This is a genomic window from Ancylobacter sp. Lp-2 (assembly GCF_020523795.1).
Lineage (GTDB): Bacteria > Pseudomonadota > Alphaproteobacteria > Rhizobiales > Xanthobacteraceae > Ancylobacter.
In genome coordinates, this window is the sequence record NZ_JAJALI010000002.1 from 313,597 (window position 1) to 332,058 (window position 18,462).

An 18,462-nucleotide genomic window follows, 5' to 3' on the forward strand; every position below is an offset into this window, starting at 1 on the left:
GCGATGCTCGCACCGACCATCGAAGCGGCGCCTCAGGTGAAACCGGACAAGCCGCTCTTCGAGGCGCGGGGCCTTACTCTCGATTATACGACGGAGCGGGGGACGGTGCGGGCGGTCGATGCCGTCGATTTCACCCTTGCCGAGGGCGAGCGGCTGGTGCTGCTCGGTCCCTCTGGATGCGGAAAATCCTCGATCCTCAAGGCTGCCGCCGGTTTTCTTGCCCCAAGTGCCGGGACACTCACCCTGAGTGGCCGGCCGATTACCGGCCCGGGCCCGGACCGCATCGTGGTTTTCCAGGAATTCGATCAGCTGCTGCCCTGGAAGACGGTGCTGGACAACGTTGCCTTCCCGCTCACGGCCTCGCGTCGCAAGAAGAAGGACGAGGCGCGTGAGATCGCGACCGCTGCGCTGCGGCGGGTCGGGCTGGAGCGGGTGCTGCACAGCTACCCGCACACTCTGTCCGGTGGCATGAAGCAGCGCGCCGCCATTGCGCGGGCGCTGGCGGCCAGCCCGGACGTGCTGCTGATGGACGAGCCCTTTGCCGCGCTCGACGCGCTCACCCGGCTCCAGATGCAGCGCGACCTGCTCGACATCGCCCGCGAGACCGGCCTGACGCTGCTGTTCGTTACCCATGACATCGATGAAGCCGTGCTCATCGGCACAAGGCTGCATCTGCTCAGTGCGCATCCGGGGCGGACCATTACCACGCTCGATGTCTCCGCCTTCGACATGCGCGACCTCGGCACAGCGGCTTTCGAGACCGTGAGCCGACGGGTCCACGCGGCCCTGTTCGGTGGAACGGGAGGCGAGCCGTGAGCGACATTCCGGTGTTCGACGCCACCCATCCGGCTCCATCCCCTGCCATCCCGACGACACGCCGCCGCGACGGGCTGCGACGCATTACCCGCGCGCTCTGGTTCCGCCGTCTCACCGTGCTGGTCATCCTGGCGCTCGCCTGGGAACTGGCGGCCCGCTGGCAGGACAATCCCATCCTGCTGCCGAGCTTCCTCGAAGCCTTCGCGGCCTTTCGCGAGGCGAGCCTGAACGAGGGCCTGCTGTTGGCGGCCGCCGCCTCTCTCGCCGTGCTGGTAAAGGGCTATGTGGCGGCGATCGTCATCGCGACCGTCATTGTCGCCTTTGCCGTCGCCAACGGCTTCGTGCGCGATGCCCTACAGACGGTGGCGGCGATGCTGAGCCCGCTGCCCGCCATCGCGCTGCTGCCGCTGGCACTCTTGTGGTTCGGCCTCGGCGAGGTGAGCCTGCTGTTCGTGCTGATCAATGCGGTGGTGTGGCCCTTTGCGCTTGCGGCACTCCAGGGCTTCGAAGGGGTGCCGGAGACGCATCGTCTGGTCGGCCGCAACTACGGACTGAAGGGACCGGCCTATGTCCGGCAGATCCTCATCCCGTCGGCGCTGCCGGCGCTCATCTCCGGCATGCGGGTCGGCTGGGCCTTCGCCTGGCGCACGCTGATTGCGGCCGAGCTAGTGTTCGGGGTGAGCTCCAGCTCCGGGGGCCTCGGCTGGTTCATCTTCCGCGCCCGGAACGAGCTTTATACTGATCGCGTCTTCGCCGGCCTCGCCACCGTGATCCTGATCGGCCTGCTGGTCGAGGCGGTGGCGTTCCGTGGCCTGGAGAGCGCCACCGTCCGTCGGTGGGGCATGCTGCGTTGACGTGAAGAGACGGCTATCTCGCCACCGGTACCGGGCGAGCATTGCCCGGCACGCGACCGGAAACGGGTTTGCCGGATGTCTTCTGGCGGTCGCTTTCCGACAGGGGGCGAGGATGCGAAACCTCGTCCAATGCCGGTTTCAGCGGATGTCCGGGCGGAGTGGGGCGGTCGTCGAGCACGGCATCGACGTCGGCAGGGTCGATGACGATTGGATTCTGATCGAGCTGTCGCGGATCGCGTACCATGGCGGCTCCCTTTGCTTCTGGCGGTCCGACTATTCGAGACGGGCGATCCGGTGCGGCCACCCGTCTCGTCACATGGATACGAGCGCCTAGCTGACGGCACGCATGTTGAGCTTGGACATCGCCACCTTGGAGAGAAGGGCGTCGGCCTTCTTCTCCTCCTCCAGCGTGCGCTGGAGCACGCGGGCACAGTCGGCGCGGCCAAGCTGGTTGGCCCAGGCGATCAGAGTGCCGTAGCGGGTGATCTCGTAATGCTCGACGGCTTGGGCTGCGGCGGCAAGGGCGGCGTCGAGCACCTCCTTGTCGACGACTTCGCCGCTCACCTCGTCAGCTTCCTTGATGATGCCGTCGATCGCCGGGCAGGTGACCGGCTTGGCCTCGGCGCCATGCAGCTGGAAAACCTCCAGCAGTCGCTTCACATGCCCCTCGGTTTCCTTCAGGTGGTTCTCGAAGCCCGCCTTCAGCTGAGGGTCGCTGGCTTTCTCGATCATCGACGGCAGCGCTTTGAGAATCCGATTTTCCGCATAATAGACGTCACGGAGCGTATGGACGAAGAGATCGTCCATGGTCTTGATATCTTTCGAGAAAAATCCCATGATCTTTCCTCCGGTATGCCGGTAATAGAAGGTATTTTCTGACCTGCAACGTCGCGCTGGAGCGTGACGTCTGGGAGGTCAACCGGTTGTCCGGAGCGATGTTCCGTTCTTTTTTGTTCAACGCGACGCTTTACCTTCGATCCGGGGACGGGCTGTGCGGCGAAGAAAGCACAGGCCATAAGCCCCTCGAACCGGCAACTAAGTCTTCACCTTGATGCGCCACAATGCCGCCCGGTTGGAGGGCAACAAGATGGGCGTCGAGGCTTCCTCTGTTTCCGGCACATTTTCCGCTGATCTTGGCCGCGGATCTTCCATCGGACCGTCACTGGTGTCGCCACTCACTCCCGTTTCCGCGCCCATGCCAAGCCTCCGCGCTCCGACCATCCTGCTGTTCGATTCCGGTCTCGGCGGTCTCTCGGTGCTGCGGGAGCTGGCACGGCAGCGCCCGGACGCACGCTATGTCTATGCTGCGGACGATGCCGGCTTTCCCTACGGCGCCCTCGACGAGGCGACGCTGATCGCCCGGGTCGTGTCGGTGATGGACGCGCTGGTCGCCCGGCTGGCACCGGATGCGGTGGTGATCTCCTGCAATACGGCGTCCACAGCGGTGCTGCCGGCGTTGCGCGCGCGCTTCTCGATTCCCTTCATCGGTACCGTGCCGGCGATCAAGCCGGCCTGCGAGGGCTCGCAGACCCATCTCATCAGCGTGCTGGCGACCCCCGGCACGGTGAAGCGGGATTACACCAAGGCGCTCATCCGCGATTTCGCCGGGTCGTGCCGGGTCACGCTGGTCGGGAGTGCGCGGCTGGCGCCGCTGGTCGAGGCGACCTTTGCCGGCGAGGCGGTGGCCGATGCCGATTTCGCCGAGGAGATCGCGCCAGCTTTCGTGCGCGAGGCCGGCAGCCGTACCGATACGGTGGTGCTAGCCTGCACCCATTATCCGCTGGTGCGCGAGAGGCTCGAACGCGTGGCGCCTTGGCCGGTGCGCTGGGTCGATCCAGCACCGGCCATCGCGCGTCGCACGGTCTCGCTGGTGGGCTCCGCCAAGGGCGAGCGCAGCCCCGCCCCGTTGCGGCTGTTTTCGACTGGCACTCCCCTCGATGCCGGCTTGGTTGGCCGCATTGCCGGCATCCCCGCCCGCAACGGCGAATTGGTGCCTATGAGCGCTGAACTCGCCTGACCGCCTGGTCATCCGCGCGCGGACGCATGTCTCGTGCCCGTGTCTCAGGTCCGTGTCTTGCCTCGATCGCCTTCGCCGGTCACCATGACCCAAAGTCAGAGACCGCCCGATTCCGGCCTGTCGCTGGGGAAAGCGAGCGAGGGCAATGCAGCTTCGTCACGGCTCCGTCCTGTCGCGCCGTTCGGTGCTCGTCCTTGCGGGCGCGCTGGTGGCGGTTGGCACCGGCGCCCATGCGCAATCCGTCAGCCAGTCCTTCGACGCCTGGCTACGCGATTTCCGCGCCAAGGCGCGGGCGCGCGGCATTTCCGACGAGGTCTATGACCGGGTGACGCGCGGCCTCGAGCCCGATACCAGCGTCTATGCCAAGGACCGGGCGCAGCCGGAGTTTCGCGAGGAGCTGTGGCAGTATCTCAATCGCCGCATCTCGGAATGGCGGCTGATCACCGGCCGGGCGGCGGCGAAGAAGAATGCCGCGCTGCTGAAGCGCCTCAACAAGGATTTCGGCGTCGAGCCGGACGTGCTGCTGGGCTTGTGGGGGATGGAGAGCGCCTTCGGCGAACTCGTCACCGACGAGGACCATATGAAGCCGGTGTTTCCCTCGCTCGCGGCGTTGGCCTGGGGCGAACCCCGCCGCCGCCGCTACTGGGAGACCGAGTTCCTCAATGCCCTCGCCATCGTCCAGCGTGGCTGGGGCGCGCCGGACATGATGCTCGGTTCCTGGGCCGGCGCGATGGGGCATACGCAATGGATGCCGGAGGTATGGCTCAATCTCGGTATCGACTATGACGGTGATGGCCGCGTCTCGCCCTATGAGGTTGGCGATGCCTTGGCCGGCAGTTCCCGCTACCTCATCAAACGGGGCAAGTATCAGGCCGGGCTCCCCTGGGGGTTCGAGGTAAAGGTGCCAGACGGTGCTGCCCGCTATGCCGACGCGCAGTCGATGCGCACCGTGGCGGACTGGAGCAAGCTCGGCGTCGCGCCGGCCGGAGGAGGGCGCTTCAGCCATCCGGCGGCCCGCACGCGGCTGTGGGCTCCCATCGGCACCGAGGGGCCGAGCTTCCTGCTGACGCAGAATTTCTACGCGGTGAAATCCTATAATCCGTCGATGAACTATGCGCTCGCGGTCTGCCACCTCGGCGACCGCGTATTGGGCGGCTCGGATTTCGTCACCCCGTTCCCGGGCGGCGAGCCGGCTCTGTCGCTGGCGGAAATCCAGGAGGTGCAGAAGCGCCTCACCGCCGCCGGCTTCGATACTGGTGGCGTCGACGGGCGGGTCGGCAACCTCACCATGCGTGCCGTCGCCAATTTCCAGCGCCAGGCCGGACTGACGCCGGATGGCTATGCGGGAAAGGACGTCCTGGCGGCCCTGCGCAAGGGTCGGTAGAGCGGATTCGCCGGAATCGCTTGACCTTGTGTCGCTTTCCGCTTATTCACGCGCCCACTCGCGGGGCTGGCAACGGCCCCGTGAGTTGTTTCACGCACCCGTGGTTCCGTCCGGCGCGTTCGGCTGGAGCCTGTCGGTCCCGAGAGATACGTCTCATGGGACAAAGGAGGGGGCGCGATCCAAACCGCAACCTTGCGAAGAGGACCAGCGCATGAGCAAGCGCGTTTCGGCCAAGCACAAGCTTGACCGCCGTATGGGCGAGAATATCTGGGGTCGCCCGAAGAGCCCCGTCAATAAGCGTGAATACGGCCCCGGCCAGCACGGCCAGCGCCGCAAAGGCAAGCTTTCCGACTTCGGTGTGCAGCTGCGCGCCAAGCAGAAGCTGAAGGGCTACTACGCCTCGATCGGCGAGAAGCAGTTCTATGCGGTCTATGTGGAAGCCGCGCGCCTCAAGGGCGACACCGGCGCCAACCTGATCGGCCTGCTCGAGCGCCGCCTCGACGCCGTCGTCTACCGCGCCAAGTTCGTCCCCACCGTGTTCGCCGCCCGCCAGTTCGTGAGTCACGGCCACGTGAAGGTGAACGGCCGCCGCGTCAACATCCCGTCCTACCAGGTGAAGGTCGGCGATGTGATCGAGGTGAAGGACGCCTCCAAGCAGATGGCGCTGGTCATGGAAGCCGCCGCTTCCGGTGAGCGCGACGTGCCGGACTACCTCGAGGTCGACAGCCACAAGCTGACCGCGAAGTTCGCCCGCGTGCCGGAGCTCAACGAGGTGCCCTATCCGGTGGTGATGGAGCCGAACCTCGTCGTCGAATATTATTCGCGCTGATTTGGGGTTCACCCCAGACGAGAAAGCCGCCCTTCGGGGCGGCTTTTTTTGTTGGCGATTCGCCGGCGGGGCGACCGGAGCCGCTCCGGTTCAACGGCCGCGCCGGACGATCAGGAAGAGATGCAGCAGATGCGCGCCGATGAAGGCCAATGTCGTCGCGGCGAGCGCGGGAAGGCCCTCGGGGTGCTCCTTCAGGGCGATTGTCAGCGCGCATAGCACGATAGCCGCGAGGGTCGGCGTGAAGGCGAGGGCGAGCGGGCGGGGCGCCGACCAGTTGACGCGCCCTGACAGCGACCACTGCATGGGCAGCCGCCATTGGTCATGAAGCCGTGCATTAGCCGCGAGCGACAGGCCGGCCAGAACCAGGACGTACGTGGCGGATAGCAGAAGCCCGGTGATCACCGTCCGTCCCCGAAGATGCAACGCCCTGCCATGTTAAGGGCTACGCGAAGGGAGAGGCAATGCCGGCAGGCGACGAAGCGCCATGCCAAATGAAAAGGCCGCCCCGAAGGGCGGCCCGCATCATCGGAGCCGAAGCGCGGGGCGCCTCAAGCCGAGGCGCGCCCCATTACCGGCACGCCCTTCTCCTCGAGAAGGGTCTGCAACTCGCCGGCCTGGAACATCTCGCGCACGATGTCGCAGCCGCCGATGAACTCACCCTTGACGAAGACCTGCGGAACGGTCGGCCAGTTGGTGTAGTCCTTGATGCCCTGGCGGATCTCGTCGGAGTCGAGGACGTTGATGCCCTTATAGTCCACGCCGAGATGGTTGAAGATCTGCGCCACCTGGCCGGAGAAGCCGCACATCGGGAACTGCGGCGTACCCTTCATGAAGACGACGACGTCGTTGCTCTTCACCTGGTTGTCGATGAAATCCTGGATGCTCATGTAGCGCTCACCCGTCTTGGACCTCTTGGGTCCTGTGTGTCTCTATGCGGTCATAGGTGATGGCGCGCCGGCGCCATTCAACCCTTCGCCTCTACATATAGATGAAGCCCGGCACGCTGTCGCGGCCGGGCTTCATGATGTCGTCCGTGCGCGGCGGCCGGTCAGGCCTTCGGCACTTCGGTCTGCAGGGCGAGTGCGTGCAGCACCCCGCCCATCGGCGCGCCAATGGCGGCGTAGACCATCTGGTGCTGCTGCACCCGCGACTTGCCGCGGAAGCTCTCGCTGACCACCGTGGCGTGCCAGTGATTATTGTCGCCGGCCAGATCGCGCATGACGACCTGGGCGTCCGGCAGGCCCTGCCGGATCAGCTTCTCGATCTCGGATGCTTCCATCGCCATGGTCGGCCCTCACATCATGCCCGCGCCCATATAGATGGGCAGCCAGGATTCGGAACGCTCGCGCAGCGCATCGATGACGATGGGGCGCTCGCCAGGAATGGTCAACTTGTCGCCGCCGGTGCTGCCGAGCTTGGCGATCGGTACGCCGGCCGACTCGGCGCGCTTGAACACCGTCGCCTTCTCGCCGCCCGAGACGGTGACGATGTAGCGGGCCTGGTCCTCGCCGAACCAGAAGGCATGCGGGTTGACCTCGGCCGGTTCGGCAAGCAGCGACGCGCCGATGCCGGAGGCCATCGCCATTTCGGCGAGCGCCACCAGCAGACCGCCATCGGACACGTCGTGAACGGCCGAGACGAGGCCCTCGGCGATCAGCTCGCGCACGAAGTCGCCATGCTTGCGCTCGAGCGCGAGGTCGACCGGCGGCGGCGCGCCTTCCTCGCGATCGAGGATCTCCGACAGGAAAGCGGACTGGCCGAGCCACCCGGTGGTTTCACCAATCACCAGAATGATTTCGCTGGTTTCCTTAAAGGCGATTGTCGCCATCTTCTCGACATCGGCGAGCACGCCGACACCGCCAATGGTGGGGGTCGGCAGGATGCCGCGGCCATGGGTCTCGTTGTAGAGGCTGACATTGCCGGAGACGACCGGGAAGTCGAGCGCCAAAGCGGCCGCGCCGATGCCGCGCAGGCAGCCGACCAGCTGGCCCATGATCTCCGGCTTCTCGGGATTGCCGAAATTCAGGTTGTCGGTCAGCGCCAGCGGCGTGCCGCCCACGGCGGTGATGTTGCGCCACACTTCGGCGACCGCCTGCTTGCCGCCCTCGAACGGATCGGCCTCGCAATAGCGCGGGGTGACGTCGCAGGCCATGGCCAGCCCCTTGGGGCCGTCCTCGATCCGCACCACCGCGGCATCGCCGCCGGGGCGCTGCACGGTGTTGTTGAGGATCAGGTGATCGTACTGTTCCCAGATCCAGCGCTTGGATGCGAAGTCCGGCGAGCCGATCAGCCGCTCCAGTGCGCCCGGAATGGTGGCGCTGATCTCCAGCGAAGCCGGGTCGATGCGCTGCTGCTTGGGTGTCTCCACCCACGGACGATCATAGAGCGGCGCCTCGTCGCCAAGTTCCTTGATCGGCAGGTCGGCCTTCACCTCGCCCTTGTGCTTCACCACGAAACGCAGCGTGTCGGTGGTGCGGCCGACGATGGCGAAGTCGAGGCCCCATTTGCGGAAGATCGCCTCGGCCTCGTCTTCCTTGCCGGGCGCGATCACCATGAGCATGCGCTCCTGGCTCTCGGAGAGCATCATTTCATAGGCGCTCATGCCTTCTTCGCGGCAGGGCAGCTTGTCGAGGTCGAGCTCGATGCCGAGATCGCCCTTGGCGCCCATCTCCACCGCCGAGCAGGTGAGTCCGGCGGCACCCATGTCCTGGATCGCGACGACGCAGCCGGCCGCCATGATCTCGAGACAGGCCTCGAGCAGCAGCTTTTCGGCAAAGGGATCGCCGACCTGCACGGTGGGGCGCTTCTCCTCCGCACCCTCGCCGAACTCGGCCGAGGCCATGGTGGCGCCGTGGATGCCGTCGCGGCCGGTCTTCGAGCCGAGATAGACCACCGGAAGGCCGACGCCGGTCGCCTTGGCGTAGAAGATCTTGTCGGCTTCCGCGAGGCCGACCGCCATGGCGTTGACGAGGCAGTTGCCGTCATAGCGGGTGTGGAAGCCGACGAGGCCGCCGACCGTCGGTACGCCGAAGGAATTGCCGTAGCCGCCGATGCCGGCGACGACGCCGGCCACCAGATGCTTGGTGCGCGGATGGGCGGGATCGCCGAAGCGCAGCGCGTTCAGCGCCGCGATCGGGCGGGCACCCATGGTGAACACGTCGCGCAGGATGCCGCCCACGCCCGTCGCCGCGCCCTGATAAGGCTCGATATAGGACGGGTGGTTGTGGCTCTCCATCTTGAACACCGCGGCGAGGCCGTCGCCGATGTCGATGACGCCGGCATTCTCGCCCGGTCCCTGGATGACCCACGGCGCCTTGGTCGGCAGGCCGCGCAGATGCAGCCGCGACGACTTGTAGGAGCAGTGCTCGTTCCACATCGCCGAGAAGATGCCGAGCTCGGTAAAGCTGGGCTCGCGGCCGATGAGCTTCAGGATGCGCTCATACTCGTCCGGCTTGAGGCCGTGATCGGCGACGAGCTGGGGCGTGATCTGCGGTTCTTTGGCAGGCGTATCGAGGACAGTCATGCTCGGGCCGTCACATTCCGTTTCGCTGGCAGGCGGGCACGTCGGGGCGGGCGCAAAGGGCAGGCGAGGGAGGCCGGAAGGCGATCACGCCTTCTCCAGCATCCCGGCGATGCTCTCGAACAGGGCGCGCCCGTCGGTGGGGCCGACCAGCGGGTCGACATGATTTTCAGGATGCGGCATCAGACCGAGCACGTTCAGCTTCTCGGACAGGATGCCGGCGATGGAGTTGGCGGCCCCGTTCAGCACCTGGGTGTCGTCGCGCTTGCCATCCGCCATCACATAGCGGAACGCCACGCGGCCCTCACCCTCGAGGCGGGCCAGCGTCTCGGCGTCGGCGGTGTAGTTGCCCTCGCCATGCGCCACCGGGAAGCGCACCACGGCGCCCTTGGCATAGCGGCGGGTAAACGGCGTATCGATGCGCTCCACCTTGAGCAGCGCCTCGCGGCAGATGAAGCGCAGCCGGGCGTTACGCACCAGCACGCCGGGCAGCAGGCCGCTTTCGCACAGGATCTGGAAGCCGTTGCAGATGCCGAGCACCAGGCCGCCACGCGCGGCATGGGCGCGCACGGCCTCCATGATGGCGGCACGGGCGGCGATGGCGCCGCAGCGCAGATAGTCGCCATAGGAGAAGCCGCCGGGCAGCACCACGAGGTCGGTGCCGGCGGGGAGGGCGGTCTCGGCGTGCCAGACGATCGCCGGCTCGACGCCGGTGACGTGCTTGAGGGCGCGCGCGACATCGCCCTCACGGTTCGAGCCGGGGAAGAGGAGAACGGCGGCTTTCATCGGTGCAGCCTCACCCGACGAATTCGATGCGGTAGGTTTCGATCACCGTATTGGCGAGCAGCTTCTCGCAAGCCTCTTTCAGCGTCGCCTCTGCCTTGGCGCTGTCGCCACCGTCGAGCTCGACGTCGAACACCTTGCCCTGGCGGACGCTGGCGACGCCGGGCACGCCCAGCGAGCGCAAGGCGCCCTCGATGGCCTTGCCCTGCGGGTCGAGGACCGCGGATTTGAGGGTGACGAGGACGCGCGCCTTCATGGAACCACTCTTCAGATCGATCGTCGCCGGGGACGATACTGGGAAACCGGCGGAAAACGGAAACGGGGGCATTTCAGCCCCCGCCTATCATCGGATGGCGCGGGGCTCAATGCCCCAGCGCGACATAGCAGGCCTGCGAAGAGGTCGGCCGGCGCGACGTGCTGCCGCGCCGGCCGGATCTCACTTCTCGGGCTCGGATTTCACCAGCACCGGGCCGGCCGGCTGGGCACGCTCGCCCTCCGACATGATGCCGAGGCGGCGGGCGACTTCCGAATAGGCCTCGACGAGGCCGCCCATGTCGCGGCGGAAACGATCCTTGTCGAGCTTGTCGTTCGACTTGATGTCCCACAGGCGGCAGGAATCCGGGCTGATCTCGTCGGCGACGACGATCCGCATCATGTCGTTTTCCCACAGGCGACCGCATTCCATCTTGAAGTCGACGAGGCGGATGCCGACGCCGAGGAACAGGCCGGAGAGGAAGTCGTTCACGCGGATCGCGAGAGCGATGATGTCGTCGATCTCCTGGGTGGTGGCCCAGCCGAACGCCGTGATGTGCTCTTCCGACACCATCGGGTCGTTGAGCTGGTCGTTCTTGTAGTAGAACTCGATGATCGAGCGCGGCAGCTGGGTACCTTCCTCGATGCCGAGGCGGGTCGACAGCGAGCCGGCGGCGACATTGCGCACCACCACTTCGAGCGGGATGATCTCGACCTCGCGGATGAGCTGCTCGCGCATGTTCAGCCGCTTGATGAAATGGGTCGGGACGCCGATCTCGTTCAGCTTCAGGAATACGTATTCCGAGATGCGGTTGTTGAGGACGCCCTTGCCATCGATGACGTCGTGCTTCTTGTTATTGAAAGCAGTGGCGTCATCCTTGAAGTGCTGAATCAGGGTGCCGGGCTCGGGGCCTTCGTAAAGGACCTTCGCCTTACCTTCGTAAATGCGGCGGCGGCGGCTCATGGGGGGGTACCGTCGATTGAGGAAATCCATCGGTGCCGGGGCTCCGGTTATAGCTGGTCCACGGCTGGGGGTTGGCTGTGCTCGCTCTGCGACGGGCAAGGCCGATTCGTATCGCGCTGCACAAGCTCCCGCGTCCGGACACTAGCCGATCAGCGACCGCGATACAACGCAATGCACGGGCAGGGCGGCCAAAACGTACCATTCACGCCGTTCCCGCACCTGGCAGCGGCAGATTGACGTAAGGACCGCGCCCATGTCCGGGTGCCGTTGATTTGGGGGCAGGCTCGCTATAATCAAGCCCGCAAGCCGCACCCCGCAGGCGGATGACAGACAGGGCGAGGGACACATGAGCACGTTCGACAACCGCGAAGATGGGTTCGAGGCCAAGTTCGCCCATGACGAGACGCTGAAGTTCAAGGCGCATGCCCGTCGCAACCGCGCGCTCGGCCTGTGGGCCGCCGACAAGCTCGGGCTGACCGGCGACGAGGCCGTCGCCTATGCCCAGTCGCTGGTAGAGGCGGATTTGCAGGCCGCCGGCGACGAGGACATCTACCTCAAGCTGAAGGGTGACTTCGACGCCAAGAGCCTCGACATCTCCGAGCACCGCATCCGGCGGACGATGGAAGAGCTGCTGAGCGAAGCCGTCACCTCGATTAAGGCCGGCCACTGAAGGCATAGCCGCGTCGCCCCGCCCTCTGGCGCGACGCGGTTCCCACGGCTTTTCGATGCCTCTCGTTGCGAAAGTTCGAATTTCATAGTAATTTCGAACGATGGTCGCCGTGAGGGGCGAGGCGGGAGGCTGAGATGCGCATTGTCGGGACATGGTTGCTGGGCGCCGGGCTGGCGGTCGTCGGCGTCACCCCCGCCGCTGCCGCGCCCGCTGCCATCCGCGCCGTCGCCGAGTTGCGCGCGGGACCGGGGGGAACCTATGCCGTGATCGGCCGGCTGCCGGCCGGCACCCCGGTGGAGGCCACCGCCTGCGCCGGGGGCTGGTGCCGCACCCAATATGGCTATGTGGCCGCGACGCTGCTCGGCGCGGCAGGCCAGCCGGCTCTGACGGCCCCGGCACCCGTTGCGGCCGCTCCCGCCCTCCCGGCGACCAATCCCGGTATGGGCGTGTCGATGAGCGGTACCCGCACCACTATCGGCACCGCCAATGTGCGGAGCGGGCCGGGCACCGAACACGATATCGTCAAGACGCTGCCGGACGCCACCTCGGTGACGGTGCAGGGCTGCGCCAGCGGCTGGTGCCGCGTCGAGGGCGGCTATGTCAGCATCTACGTGCTGTCGCGCGGACCGGCGCGGTTGGTGCTGCCGCCCGATGCGCAGCCGCGGATTCCCGATCCGGCGACGCAGGAGGCCATGGATGCGACTCAGGGGCTCGCCACCTCCGGCCTCGCGTCTCCCGCCGCCGCTCCCCTCTCGGTTTCGCCGGCAATGGATTCCGGCTCGATGAGTGACAGTACGTTAGGCTTCGCGACGGCTCCCGCCGTGCCCGTCGGGCGCGCTTATGCGCCGGGCGCGGCCGCCGATAGTCGTGTCACCACGTCGGCCACCGCCGATGTCCGCGGCGGTCCCGGTACGAACTACCAGCTCCTCGGCACGCTGCCGGCCGACTTCCCGGTGACCGTCGAATCCTGCACCGGCAACTGGTGCCGCACGCAATATGGCTATGTGGATGCCCGGCTGGTCGGCCGCGCGCCGGCCGTCACGCCCGTGCGGAACGCCGTCCGCCGCCGGACTTCCGCGCCGGTGGCGACGATCGGCTATTGGGGTGCGCGTCCCGGCTACTGGGGCGGGCGTCCGAGCTATGTGAGCCCGCAGCCAGGCTATCCGCTGCCGGCGCGTTCCTGAGCGGCCGCGCTCTGCGGCGCCGGTCGCGTATTCGTGACGCTGGTGGCATGAAACCTGTGATCCCATGGGGCGTTATCGCCGGCACAGTAACGTCGCCGGCTTTCGCCGGTAGCGGGGCGGAGCTTTAGGATCCGCCCGCGAGGGAGGTATCCATGCGTATGCGGATGACCGTATTGGCCGCCATCGGCCTGCTGGTGGCGGGCATCGCCACCGCCGAGGCGCGGCCGGCAACCGTCGTCAACGCTCTCAATGTGCGCAGCGGCCCCGGTACCGGCTATCCGGTGGTCGCCACCCTGCCGGCCGGCGCGCAGGTAAATGTCGGCGGCTGCACCGGCAACAACTGGTGCCAGATCGGCGGTGGCTATGTCAGCGCCAGCTATCTTGCCTTCGGCGGTGCGCGCGTCGCCGTCAGCCCCGGCTATTATGACGGCTATTACGGAGATCCCGCGCTGGGCGTTGGCGCTTTCGCACTCGGCGTCGGCGTCGGCTCGGCCTGGGGTGGACCGGGTTACTGGGGCGGTCCCGGCTATTGGGGCGGCCCGCGCTACCGCTACTGGGGCCCCGGCCGCTATTACGGGCCGCGTGCCGGCTACTGGCGCGGCGGCCCCGGCTGGCGTGGAGGCCCGGCCTATTACCGGGGCGGCGCCGGTTGGCGCGGCGGTCCCGCTTATTATCGCGGTGGCTCCGCCTATTATCGCGGTGCTCCCGGCTGGCGCGGCGGCTATGCCGGACCCCGGCCGGTGATGTACCGGCCGCAGATCGGCGGCATGCGCCGTCCGTGAGAAAAGAAAAAGAGCCGGCCCGAATATCGAGCCAGCCCAATCTCTTGGCGGAAGATGCTGAGATAGCTTCTCAGCGTCAGGCGCGGCCGAACACCCGCTTGAAGATGGTGTCGACATGCTTGAGGTGGTAGCCGAGGTCGAACTTCTCGGCGATCTCCTCCTCCGACAGGTACTTGCGCACTTCGGCATCGTTGGTCAGCAGGGTCTGGAACTCGCCCTCGCCGCGCCACACCGGCATGGCGTTACGCTGCACCAGCCGATAGGCGTCCTCGCGCGAGGCGCCCTTCTGGGTGAGCGCCAGCAGCACGCGCTGCGAATGAACGAGGCCGCCGAGGCGATCGAGGTTCTTCTGCATGTTCTGCGGATAGACCAGCAGCTTCTCGACCACACCGGCGAGCCGGTTCAGCGCGAAGTCGAGCGTCACCGTGGCGTCCGGGCCGATGCCGCGCTCCACCGAGGAGTGCGAAATGTCGCGCTCGTGCCAGAGCGCGACGTTCTCCAGCGCCGGCGTGACCATGCCGCGCACCAGACGTGCGAGGCCGGTGACGTTCTCGGTGAGCACCGGGTTGCGCTTGTGCGGCATCGCCGACGAGCCCTTCTGGCCCTCGGAGAAGAACTCCTCGGCTTCCAGCACCTCGGTGCGCTGCAGGTGGCGAATCTCGATGGCGACGCGCTCCATCGAGGAGGCGACGACGCCGAGCGCGGCGAAATAGGCGGCATGGCGGTCGCGGGGGATCACCTGCGTCGACACCGGCTCGACCTTCAGGCCGAGCTTGGCGGCGACATATTCCTCAACCCGCGGGTCGATCTGCGCGAAGGTGCCGACCGCGCCGGAAATGGCGCAGGTCGCGACTTCCTCGCGCGCGGCCACGAGGCGGGCGCGGTTGCGCTGGAACTCGGCATGCGCCTGGGCGAGCTTGAGGCCGAAGGTGGTCGGCTCGGCATGGATGCCGTGCGAGCGGCCGATGGTCGGGGTGAGCTTGTGCTCGAAGGCGCGGGCCTCCAGCGCCGCCAGCAGACGGTCGACGTCCTTGATCAGGATGTCGGCGGCGCGCACCAGCTGCACGTTGAGGCAGGTATCGAGCACGTCGGACGAGGTCATGCCCTGATGGACGAAGCGCGCCTCCGGCCCGACGATCTCGGCGAGATGCGTGAGGAAGGCGATCACGTCATGCTTGGTGACGGCCTCGATCTCGTCGATGCGGGCGACGTCGAAGGTAGCGTCCTTCGCCTTCTCCCAGATCTTCGCCGCGGCCTCCTTCGGCACCACGCCGAGCTCGGCCAGCGCGTCGGTGGCGTGGGCCTCGATCTCGAACCAGATGCGGAAGCGCGTCTGCGGCTCCCAGATGTCGGCCATTTCGGGACGGGTATAGCGCGGGATCACGGGCGGCTCTTTCGGCAATCTATGGATTGCCGCGCATTAGCAGATCGGCGGGTGCGCGACAAATGCCATCCCGCTTGCCATGCGGACCCGCTACCTCCGCTCAGCCCGTAAAAGGGAAGCCCTGGCGCTCAAACCTCACGCCATCGGTCTCCTGATAGCAGACGCAATGGAACTGGCGGGCGATGTCCTCCACCAGCAGGGCGCGGCTCACGCGGGTGCCGGTGATATTGCGGTCGAGCCACCGGTCCGGCACGGTCAGCACCATGCCCATCTCGAGACGGCAGAGGATTTTGCGGAGTTCGTCTCCGTTCACGACGGTGTCCATTTCCAACCTCGTCCCGATCTAGACCAGCTCGCCGCGCTCGCGCGCCGCGGCGTTGCGGATGCCGGCGATGTTGCCGGCATAGGCCTCGGCGCCGCCCTTGAACGCCGCCGAGCCGGCCACCAGCACGGTGGCGCCAGCCGCCGCGCAGAGGGGAGCGGTCTCGGCCGTCACGCCGCCGTCGATCTCGATCTCGATCGGGCGGTCGCCGATCATCGCCTTCAGCTCGCGCACCTTGTCCATCATCCCCGGCAGGAAGGCCTGGCCGCCGAAGCCGGGATTGACCGTCATCACCAGCACGAGGTCGACGAGGTCGAGCACATGCGCCGCCGCGCTCGCCGGGGTTGCCGGATTGAGCGCCACGCCGGCCTTCTTGCCGAGGGAGCGGATGTGCTGGAGCGAGCGATGCAGATGCGGGCCGGCCTCGGCATGCACCGAGATCAGGTCGGCGCCGGCCTTGGCGAAGGCCTCGAGATAGGGATCGGCCGGCGCGATCATCAGATGCACGTCGAAGAACTTGGCGGTCAGCGGGCGGATCGCCTTCACCACGTCCGGGCCGAAGGAGATGTTCGGCACGAAATGCCCGTCCATGATGTCGATATGCACCCAGTCGGCACCGGCGGCGTCGATGGCGCGCACCTCCTCGCCGAAGCGGGCGAAGTCGCTCGCCAGGATGGAGGGGGCGACGAGGATCGGATGGGCGGCCATGGCGGTCTCCTCAGCAGAACGCGGCAGGTCGCCTCGCTTGGCCAATCCCGCCGATGGCGGCGCCGTAGCATCCGCGTCCGGGCAATGCAATGACGCCGCCCCGAGGCGGCGAGGAAAAGACCGGCAAGGAAAAGGCCGGGACAAGCCCGGCCTTTCAGGTAGGAGGAGCGCGGGGAACGGGCGGTCGCCCGTCCTGATGCCGGGCGGACTATTTCGACCAGGCCTCGACCTTGGCCTTGTTGGCGGCGACCCAGGCCTTGGCGGTGGCGGCCGGATCGGCGCCGGGCTTGTTGTTCTCCACCATCACCGCCTGCTCGTCGGCGAGCGAGAGGTTGAAATTATCGAGGATCTTGAAGGCCTCGGGGGCCTCCTCCTTCAGCTTGGTGGAGACGACGGTGTTCACCGTCTCCTCGCCGCCGAACACGCCCTTGGGATCGGCGAGGTACTTCAGATCCCAGGTCGCGAACATCCAGTGCGGCGTCCAGGTGGTGATGACGATCGGCTCCTTCTTGGCATAGGCGTCCTTCAGCGCCGCGACCATGGTGGCGTCCGAACCTTCGACCAGCTTTACCGGCAGCGCGTAGTCCTTGATCGCCTTTTCCGACGCCTTCATCAGCCCGGCGCCGGGATCGATGCCGATCACCTTGCCGCCGAACTTGGCCGGGTCCTTCTTGATGTCCTCGATGGTGGCGATATCGACATAGGTCGGCACCGCCCAGCCGATCTTGGCGCCGGTGACGTTCGGCCCGAGATCGGCCACCTTGTCCTTCAGCTTGGCGTAATAGGCGGCATGCGTCGCCGGCAGCCAGGCGGCGACCATCGCGTCGGCCTCGCCGGTGGCGACCGCCTGCCACATGGCGGCGCCGGACAGCGGCACAATCTTGACCTTGTAGCCCTTCTCCTCCAGCGCCGCCTTGACGATGTTGGTCGCGACCACCGCGTCCGACCATTCGACATAGGCGATGGTGAGGTCCTTCTTCTCCGCCTGCGCGGGGCCGAAGGCGAGGCCGAGGGCGGTGGCGGCAAGGGCGGCCGTCATGGTCGCCGTCTTCGCTAGTCTACCGAGGATGGACATAGGCGGTCTCCAGTCTGGAAGGGGGAAGGTTGCTGCCGGAAGTCGTTGCGCCGCTTCCGTTGGTCGTGGTCACGCCTTGTCGCGCCGCATGTGGCGGGCGACGTGCTGGGTGATGCGGTCGAGGATGACGGCCAGCACCACGATGGCGATGCCGGCCTGGAAGCCCTGGCCGGCCTCCAGCCGCTGGATGGCCTTCCACACCTCGCCGCCGAGGCCGCCTGCGCCGATCATCGCCGCGATCACCACCATGGAGAGGGCGAGCATGATGGTCTGGTTGATGCCGGCCATGATGGTGGGGATGGCGAGCGGCAGCTGCACCTTGAACAGCTTCTGCCAGCGGGAGGAGCCGAAGGCGTCCGCCGCCTCCACCAGTTCCGGCGGCGTCTGCATGATGCCGAGCGCGGTGAGCCGGATGGTTGGCGGCATGGCGAAGACGATGGTGGCGAAGCAGGCCGACACCGCGCCGAGGCCGAAGAACGGGATCGCCGGGATGAGATAGACGAAGCTCGGCATGGTCTGCATCATGTCGAGTGCCGGCGCGACGATGCGCCAGAACCGCTTGCTCACCGCCGCGCCGATGCCGATGGGTATGCCGATGGCGAGCGCGAACAGCGTCGACACCAGCACCAGCACCAGCGACTGCATGGTGGCGCGCCACAGATCGAGATTCCACAGGAAGGTGAAGCCGAGCACGCTGAACAGCGCGATGCGCGCCGTGGTCAGCCGCCACACGCCGAGCCCGAAGGCGACGATCACCAGCCAGGGCGGCAGGTCGACGAGGAAGTCGGTGGTCGCCTCGATGCCGGTGCCGACCACAGCGCTGAGCGCGCGGGTGACGCCGGAGAAATGCGCAGTCGCCCAGTCCAGCGCGACGTCGCACCACTCGGCGAGCGGGATGCGGGGAATCTCGAAAGCCAT

General features: G+C 66.9%; 22 protein-coding genes. 8 read left to right on the plus strand and 14 right to left on the minus strand.

The annotated features are described in order from the left end of the window. Window positions 1-3: 3 nt before the first annotated feature. Window positions 4-816, plus strand: coding sequence for an ABC transporter ATP-binding protein (locus tag LGR54_RS06070; protein WP_230361067.1), 813 nt, complete (start codon window positions 4-6; stop codon window positions 814-816). Further along, window positions 813-1,670 carry an ABC transporter permease subunit gene (locus tag LGR54_RS06075; protein WP_230361068.1) on the plus strand — a complete coding sequence of 286 codons (858 nt, stop codon included), beginning with the start codon at window positions 813-815 and terminating at the stop codon, window positions 1,668-1,670. Before LGR54_RS06070 ends, LGR54_RS06075 begins: the two co-directional genes overlap by 4 nt. A 13-nt stretch (window positions 1,671-1,683) precedes the next feature. On the opposite strand, the gene LGR54_RS06080 is transcribed toward LGR54_RS06075, so the two are convergent. After that, window positions 1,684-1,914, minus strand: coding sequence for a hypothetical protein (locus LGR54_RS06080; RefSeq protein WP_230361069.1), 231 nt, complete (start codon window positions 1,912-1,914; stop codon window positions 1,684-1,686). Between the two features lie 86 nt (window positions 1,915-2,000). Next, complete coding sequence (locus LGR54_RS06085; protein WP_230361070.1) at window positions 2,001-2,507, minus strand: ferritin-like domain-containing protein; 507 nt, start codon at window positions 2,505-2,507, stop codon at window positions 2,001-2,003. Window positions 2,508-2,865: 358 nt separating this feature from the next. Between LGR54_RS06085 and murI the strand changes: the two genes are divergently transcribed. The 3 genes from murI (at window position 2,866) to rpsD (ending at window position 5,900) form a co-directional block, all read left to right on the plus strand. Further along, a complete protein-coding gene (murI, locus tag LGR54_RS06090) occupies window positions 2,866-3,687 on the plus strand; it encodes a glutamate racemase (RefSeq protein WP_230361071.1) in 822 nt (273 codons plus the stop codon). A gap of 145 nt (window positions 3,688-3,832) precedes the next feature. Beyond that, window positions 3,833-5,071 (plus strand): lytic murein transglycosylase, encoded by a 1,239-nt coding sequence (locus tag LGR54_RS06095; RefSeq protein ID WP_230361072.1) that lies wholly within the window; start codon window positions 3,833-3,835, stop codon window positions 5,069-5,071. A 211-nt stretch (window positions 5,072-5,282) separates the two neighbouring features. Beyond that, window positions 5,283-5,900: a 30S ribosomal protein S4 gene (rpsD, locus tag LGR54_RS06100; protein ID WP_230361073.1), complete on the plus strand. Its 618-nt coding sequence runs from the start codon at window positions 5,283-5,285 to the stop codon at window positions 5,898-5,900. A gap of 90 nt (window positions 5,901-5,990) precedes the next feature. Here rpsD and LGR54_RS06105 read toward each other — a convergent pair whose 3' ends face one another. The 7 genes from LGR54_RS06105 to purC form a co-directional block, all read right to left on the minus strand. Continuing rightward, window positions 5,991-6,302: a hypothetical protein gene (locus tag LGR54_RS06105; RefSeq protein WP_230361074.1), complete on the minus strand. Its 312-nt coding sequence runs from the start codon at window positions 6,300-6,302 to the stop codon at window positions 5,991-5,993. A gap of 146 nt (window positions 6,303-6,448) precedes the next feature. Continuing rightward, complete coding sequence (grxD, locus tag LGR54_RS06110) at window positions 6,449-6,787, minus strand: Grx4 family monothiol glutaredoxin (RefSeq protein WP_230361075.1); 339 nt, start codon at window positions 6,785-6,787, stop codon at window positions 6,449-6,451. A gap of 161 nt (window positions 6,788-6,948) precedes the next feature. Continuing rightward, window positions 6,949-7,185, minus strand: a complete 237-nt coding sequence (locus tag LGR54_RS06115; RefSeq protein WP_230361076.1) for a BolA/IbaG family iron-sulfur metabolism protein — start codon at window positions 7,183-7,185, stop codon at window positions 6,949-6,951. A gap of 9 nt (window positions 7,186-7,194) precedes the next feature. Then, entirely contained in the window at window positions 7,195-9,423 is a 2,229-nt protein-coding gene (purL, locus tag LGR54_RS06120) for a phosphoribosylformylglycinamidine synthase subunit PurL (protein WP_230361077.1), read from the minus strand. Between the two features lie 84 nt (window positions 9,424-9,507). Then, window positions 9,508-10,206, minus strand: coding sequence for a phosphoribosylformylglycinamidine synthase subunit PurQ (gene purQ, locus LGR54_RS06125; protein WP_230361078.1), 699 nt, complete (start codon window positions 10,204-10,206; stop codon window positions 9,508-9,510). Between the two features lie 10 nt (window positions 10,207-10,216). Continuing rightward, window positions 10,217-10,459, minus strand: a complete 243-nt coding sequence (gene purS / locus LGR54_RS06130) for a phosphoribosylformylglycinamidine synthase subunit PurS (protein ID WP_230361079.1) — start codon at window positions 10,457-10,459, stop codon at window positions 10,217-10,219. A gap of 180 nt (window positions 10,460-10,639) precedes the next feature. Continuing rightward, complete coding sequence (gene purC / locus LGR54_RS06135) at window positions 10,640-11,449, minus strand: phosphoribosylaminoimidazolesuccinocarboxamide synthase (protein ID WP_230361080.1); 810 nt, start codon at window positions 11,447-11,449, stop codon at window positions 10,640-10,642. A gap of 316 nt (window positions 11,450-11,765) precedes the next feature. On the opposite strand from purC, the gene LGR54_RS06140 reads away from it, so the two are divergent. The 3 genes from LGR54_RS06140 (at window position 11,766) to LGR54_RS06150 (ending at window position 14,055) form a co-directional block, all read left to right on the plus strand. Continuing rightward, entirely contained in the window at window positions 11,766-12,089 is a 324-nt protein-coding gene (locus LGR54_RS06140; RefSeq protein ID WP_230361081.1) for a DUF1476 domain-containing protein, read from the plus strand. Window positions 12,090-12,223: 134 nt separating this feature from the next. Continuing rightward, window positions 12,224-13,273 (plus strand): SH3 domain-containing protein, encoded by a 1,050-nt coding sequence (locus LGR54_RS06145; protein ID WP_230361082.1) that lies wholly within the window; start codon window positions 12,224-12,226, stop codon window positions 13,271-13,273. 152 nt (window positions 13,274-13,425) lie between these two features. Next, the gene (locus LGR54_RS06150) at window positions 13,426-14,055 is read left to right on the plus strand and encodes an SH3 domain-containing protein (protein WP_230361083.1); all 630 of its coding nucleotides are present in this window, start codon (window positions 13,426-13,428) and stop codon (window positions 14,053-14,055) included. A 76-nt stretch (window positions 14,056-14,131) separates the two neighbouring features. Here LGR54_RS06150 and purB read toward each other — a convergent pair whose 3' ends face one another. The 5 genes from purB to LGR54_RS06175 all read right to left on the minus strand — a co-directional run bounded on the left by purB (window position 14,132) and on the right by LGR54_RS06175 (window position 18,462). Continuing rightward, complete coding sequence (gene purB / locus LGR54_RS06155) at window positions 14,132-15,439, minus strand: adenylosuccinate lyase (protein ID WP_230361084.1); 1,308 nt, start codon at window positions 15,437-15,439, stop codon at window positions 14,132-14,134. Between the two features lie 100 nt (window positions 15,440-15,539). Then, window positions 15,540-15,764 carry a hypothetical protein gene (locus LGR54_RS06160; RefSeq protein WP_230361085.1) on the minus strand — a complete coding sequence of 75 codons (225 nt, stop codon included), beginning with the start codon at window positions 15,762-15,764 and terminating at the stop codon, window positions 15,540-15,542. A gap of 18 nt (window positions 15,765-15,782) precedes the next feature. Further along, window positions 15,783-16,469 (minus strand): ribulose-phosphate 3-epimerase, encoded by a 687-nt coding sequence (rpe, locus tag LGR54_RS06165; RefSeq protein ID WP_214009728.1) that lies wholly within the window; start codon window positions 16,467-16,469, stop codon window positions 15,783-15,785. A gap of 208 nt (window positions 16,470-16,677) precedes the next feature. After that, the gene (locus LGR54_RS06170; RefSeq protein WP_230361086.1) at window positions 16,678-17,508 is read right to left on the minus strand and encodes a glycine betaine ABC transporter substrate-binding protein; all 831 of its coding nucleotides are present in this window, start codon (window positions 17,506-17,508) and stop codon (window positions 16,678-16,680) included. Window positions 17,509-17,613: 105 nt separating this feature from the next. Beyond that, window positions 17,614-18,462 carry a proline/glycine betaine ABC transporter permease gene (locus LGR54_RS06175; RefSeq protein WP_230361087.1) on the minus strand — a complete coding sequence of 283 codons (849 nt, stop codon included), beginning with the start codon at window positions 18,460-18,462 and terminating at the stop codon, window positions 17,614-17,616.

What these genes read in the sequence shown, in the direction of transcription:
- LGR54_RS06070 (WP_230361067.1), top strand. Translation starts at nt 4, where the DNA reads ATGCTCGCACCGACCATCGAAGCGGCGCCTCAGGTGAAACCGGACAAG.
- LGR54_RS06080 (WP_230361069.1), bottom strand. Translation starts at nt 1,914, where the DNA reads ATGGTACGCGATCCGCGACAGCTCGATCAGAATCCAATCGTCATCGAC.
- LGR54_RS06085 (WP_230361070.1), bottom strand. Translation starts at nt 2,507, where the DNA reads ATGGGATTTTTCTCGAAAGATATCAAGACCATGGACGATCTCTTCGTC.
- murI (WP_230361071.1), top strand. Translation starts at nt 2,866, where the DNA reads ATGCCAAGCCTCCGCGCTCCGACCATCCTGCTGTTCGATTCCGGTCTC.
- LGR54_RS06095 (WP_230361072.1), top strand. Translation starts at nt 3,833, where the DNA reads ATGCAGCTTCGTCACGGCTCCGTCCTGTCGCGCCGTTCGGTGCTCGTC.
- rpsD (WP_230361073.1), top strand. Translation starts at nt 5,283, where the DNA reads ATGAGCAAGCGCGTTTCGGCCAAGCACAAGCTTGACCGCCGTATGGGC.
- grxD (WP_230361075.1), bottom strand. Translation starts at nt 6,787, where the DNA reads ATGAGCATCCAGGATTTCATCGACAACCAGGTGAAGAGCAACGACGTC.
- LGR54_RS06115 (WP_230361076.1), bottom strand. Translation starts at nt 7,185, where the DNA reads ATGGCGATGGAAGCATCCGAGATCGAGAAGCTGATCCGGCAGGGCCTG.
- purL (WP_230361077.1), bottom strand. Translation starts at nt 9,423, where the DNA reads ATGACTGTCCTCGATACGCCTGCCAAAGAACCGCAGATCACGCCCCAG.
- purQ (WP_230361078.1), bottom strand. Translation starts at nt 10,206, where the DNA reads ATGAAAGCCGCCGTTCTCCTCTTCCCCGGCTCGAACCGTGAGGGCGAT.
- purS (WP_230361079.1), bottom strand. Translation starts at nt 10,459, where the DNA reads ATGAAGGCGCGCGTCCTCGTCACCCTCAAATCCGCGGTCCTCGACCCG.
- purC (WP_230361080.1), bottom strand. Translation starts at nt 11,449, where the DNA reads ATGGATTTCCTCAATCGACGGTACCCCCCCATGAGCCGCCGCCGCCGC.
- LGR54_RS06140 (WP_230361081.1), top strand. Translation starts at nt 11,766, where the DNA reads ATGAGCACGTTCGACAACCGCGAAGATGGGTTCGAGGCCAAGTTCGCC.
- LGR54_RS06145 (WP_230361082.1), top strand. Translation starts at nt 12,224, where the DNA reads ATGCGCATTGTCGGGACATGGTTGCTGGGCGCCGGGCTGGCGGTCGTC.
- LGR54_RS06150 (WP_230361083.1), top strand. Translation starts at nt 13,426, where the DNA reads ATGCGTATGCGGATGACCGTATTGGCCGCCATCGGCCTGCTGGTGGCG.
- LGR54_RS06160 (WP_230361085.1), bottom strand. Translation starts at nt 15,764, where the DNA reads ATGGACACCGTCGTGAACGGAGACGAACTCCGCAAAATCCTCTGCCGT.
- rpe (WP_214009728.1), bottom strand. Translation starts at nt 16,469, where the DNA reads ATGGCCGCCCATCCGATCCTCGTCGCCCCCTCCATCCTGGCGAGCGAC.
- LGR54_RS06170 (WP_230361086.1), bottom strand. Translation starts at nt 17,508, where the DNA reads ATGACGGCCGCCCTTGCCGCCACCGCCCTCGGCCTCGCCTTCGGCCCC.
- LGR54_RS06175 (WP_230361087.1), bottom strand. Translation starts at nt 18,462, where the DNA reads ATGGCTTTCGAGATTCCCCGCATCCCGCTCGCCGAGTGGTGCGACGTC.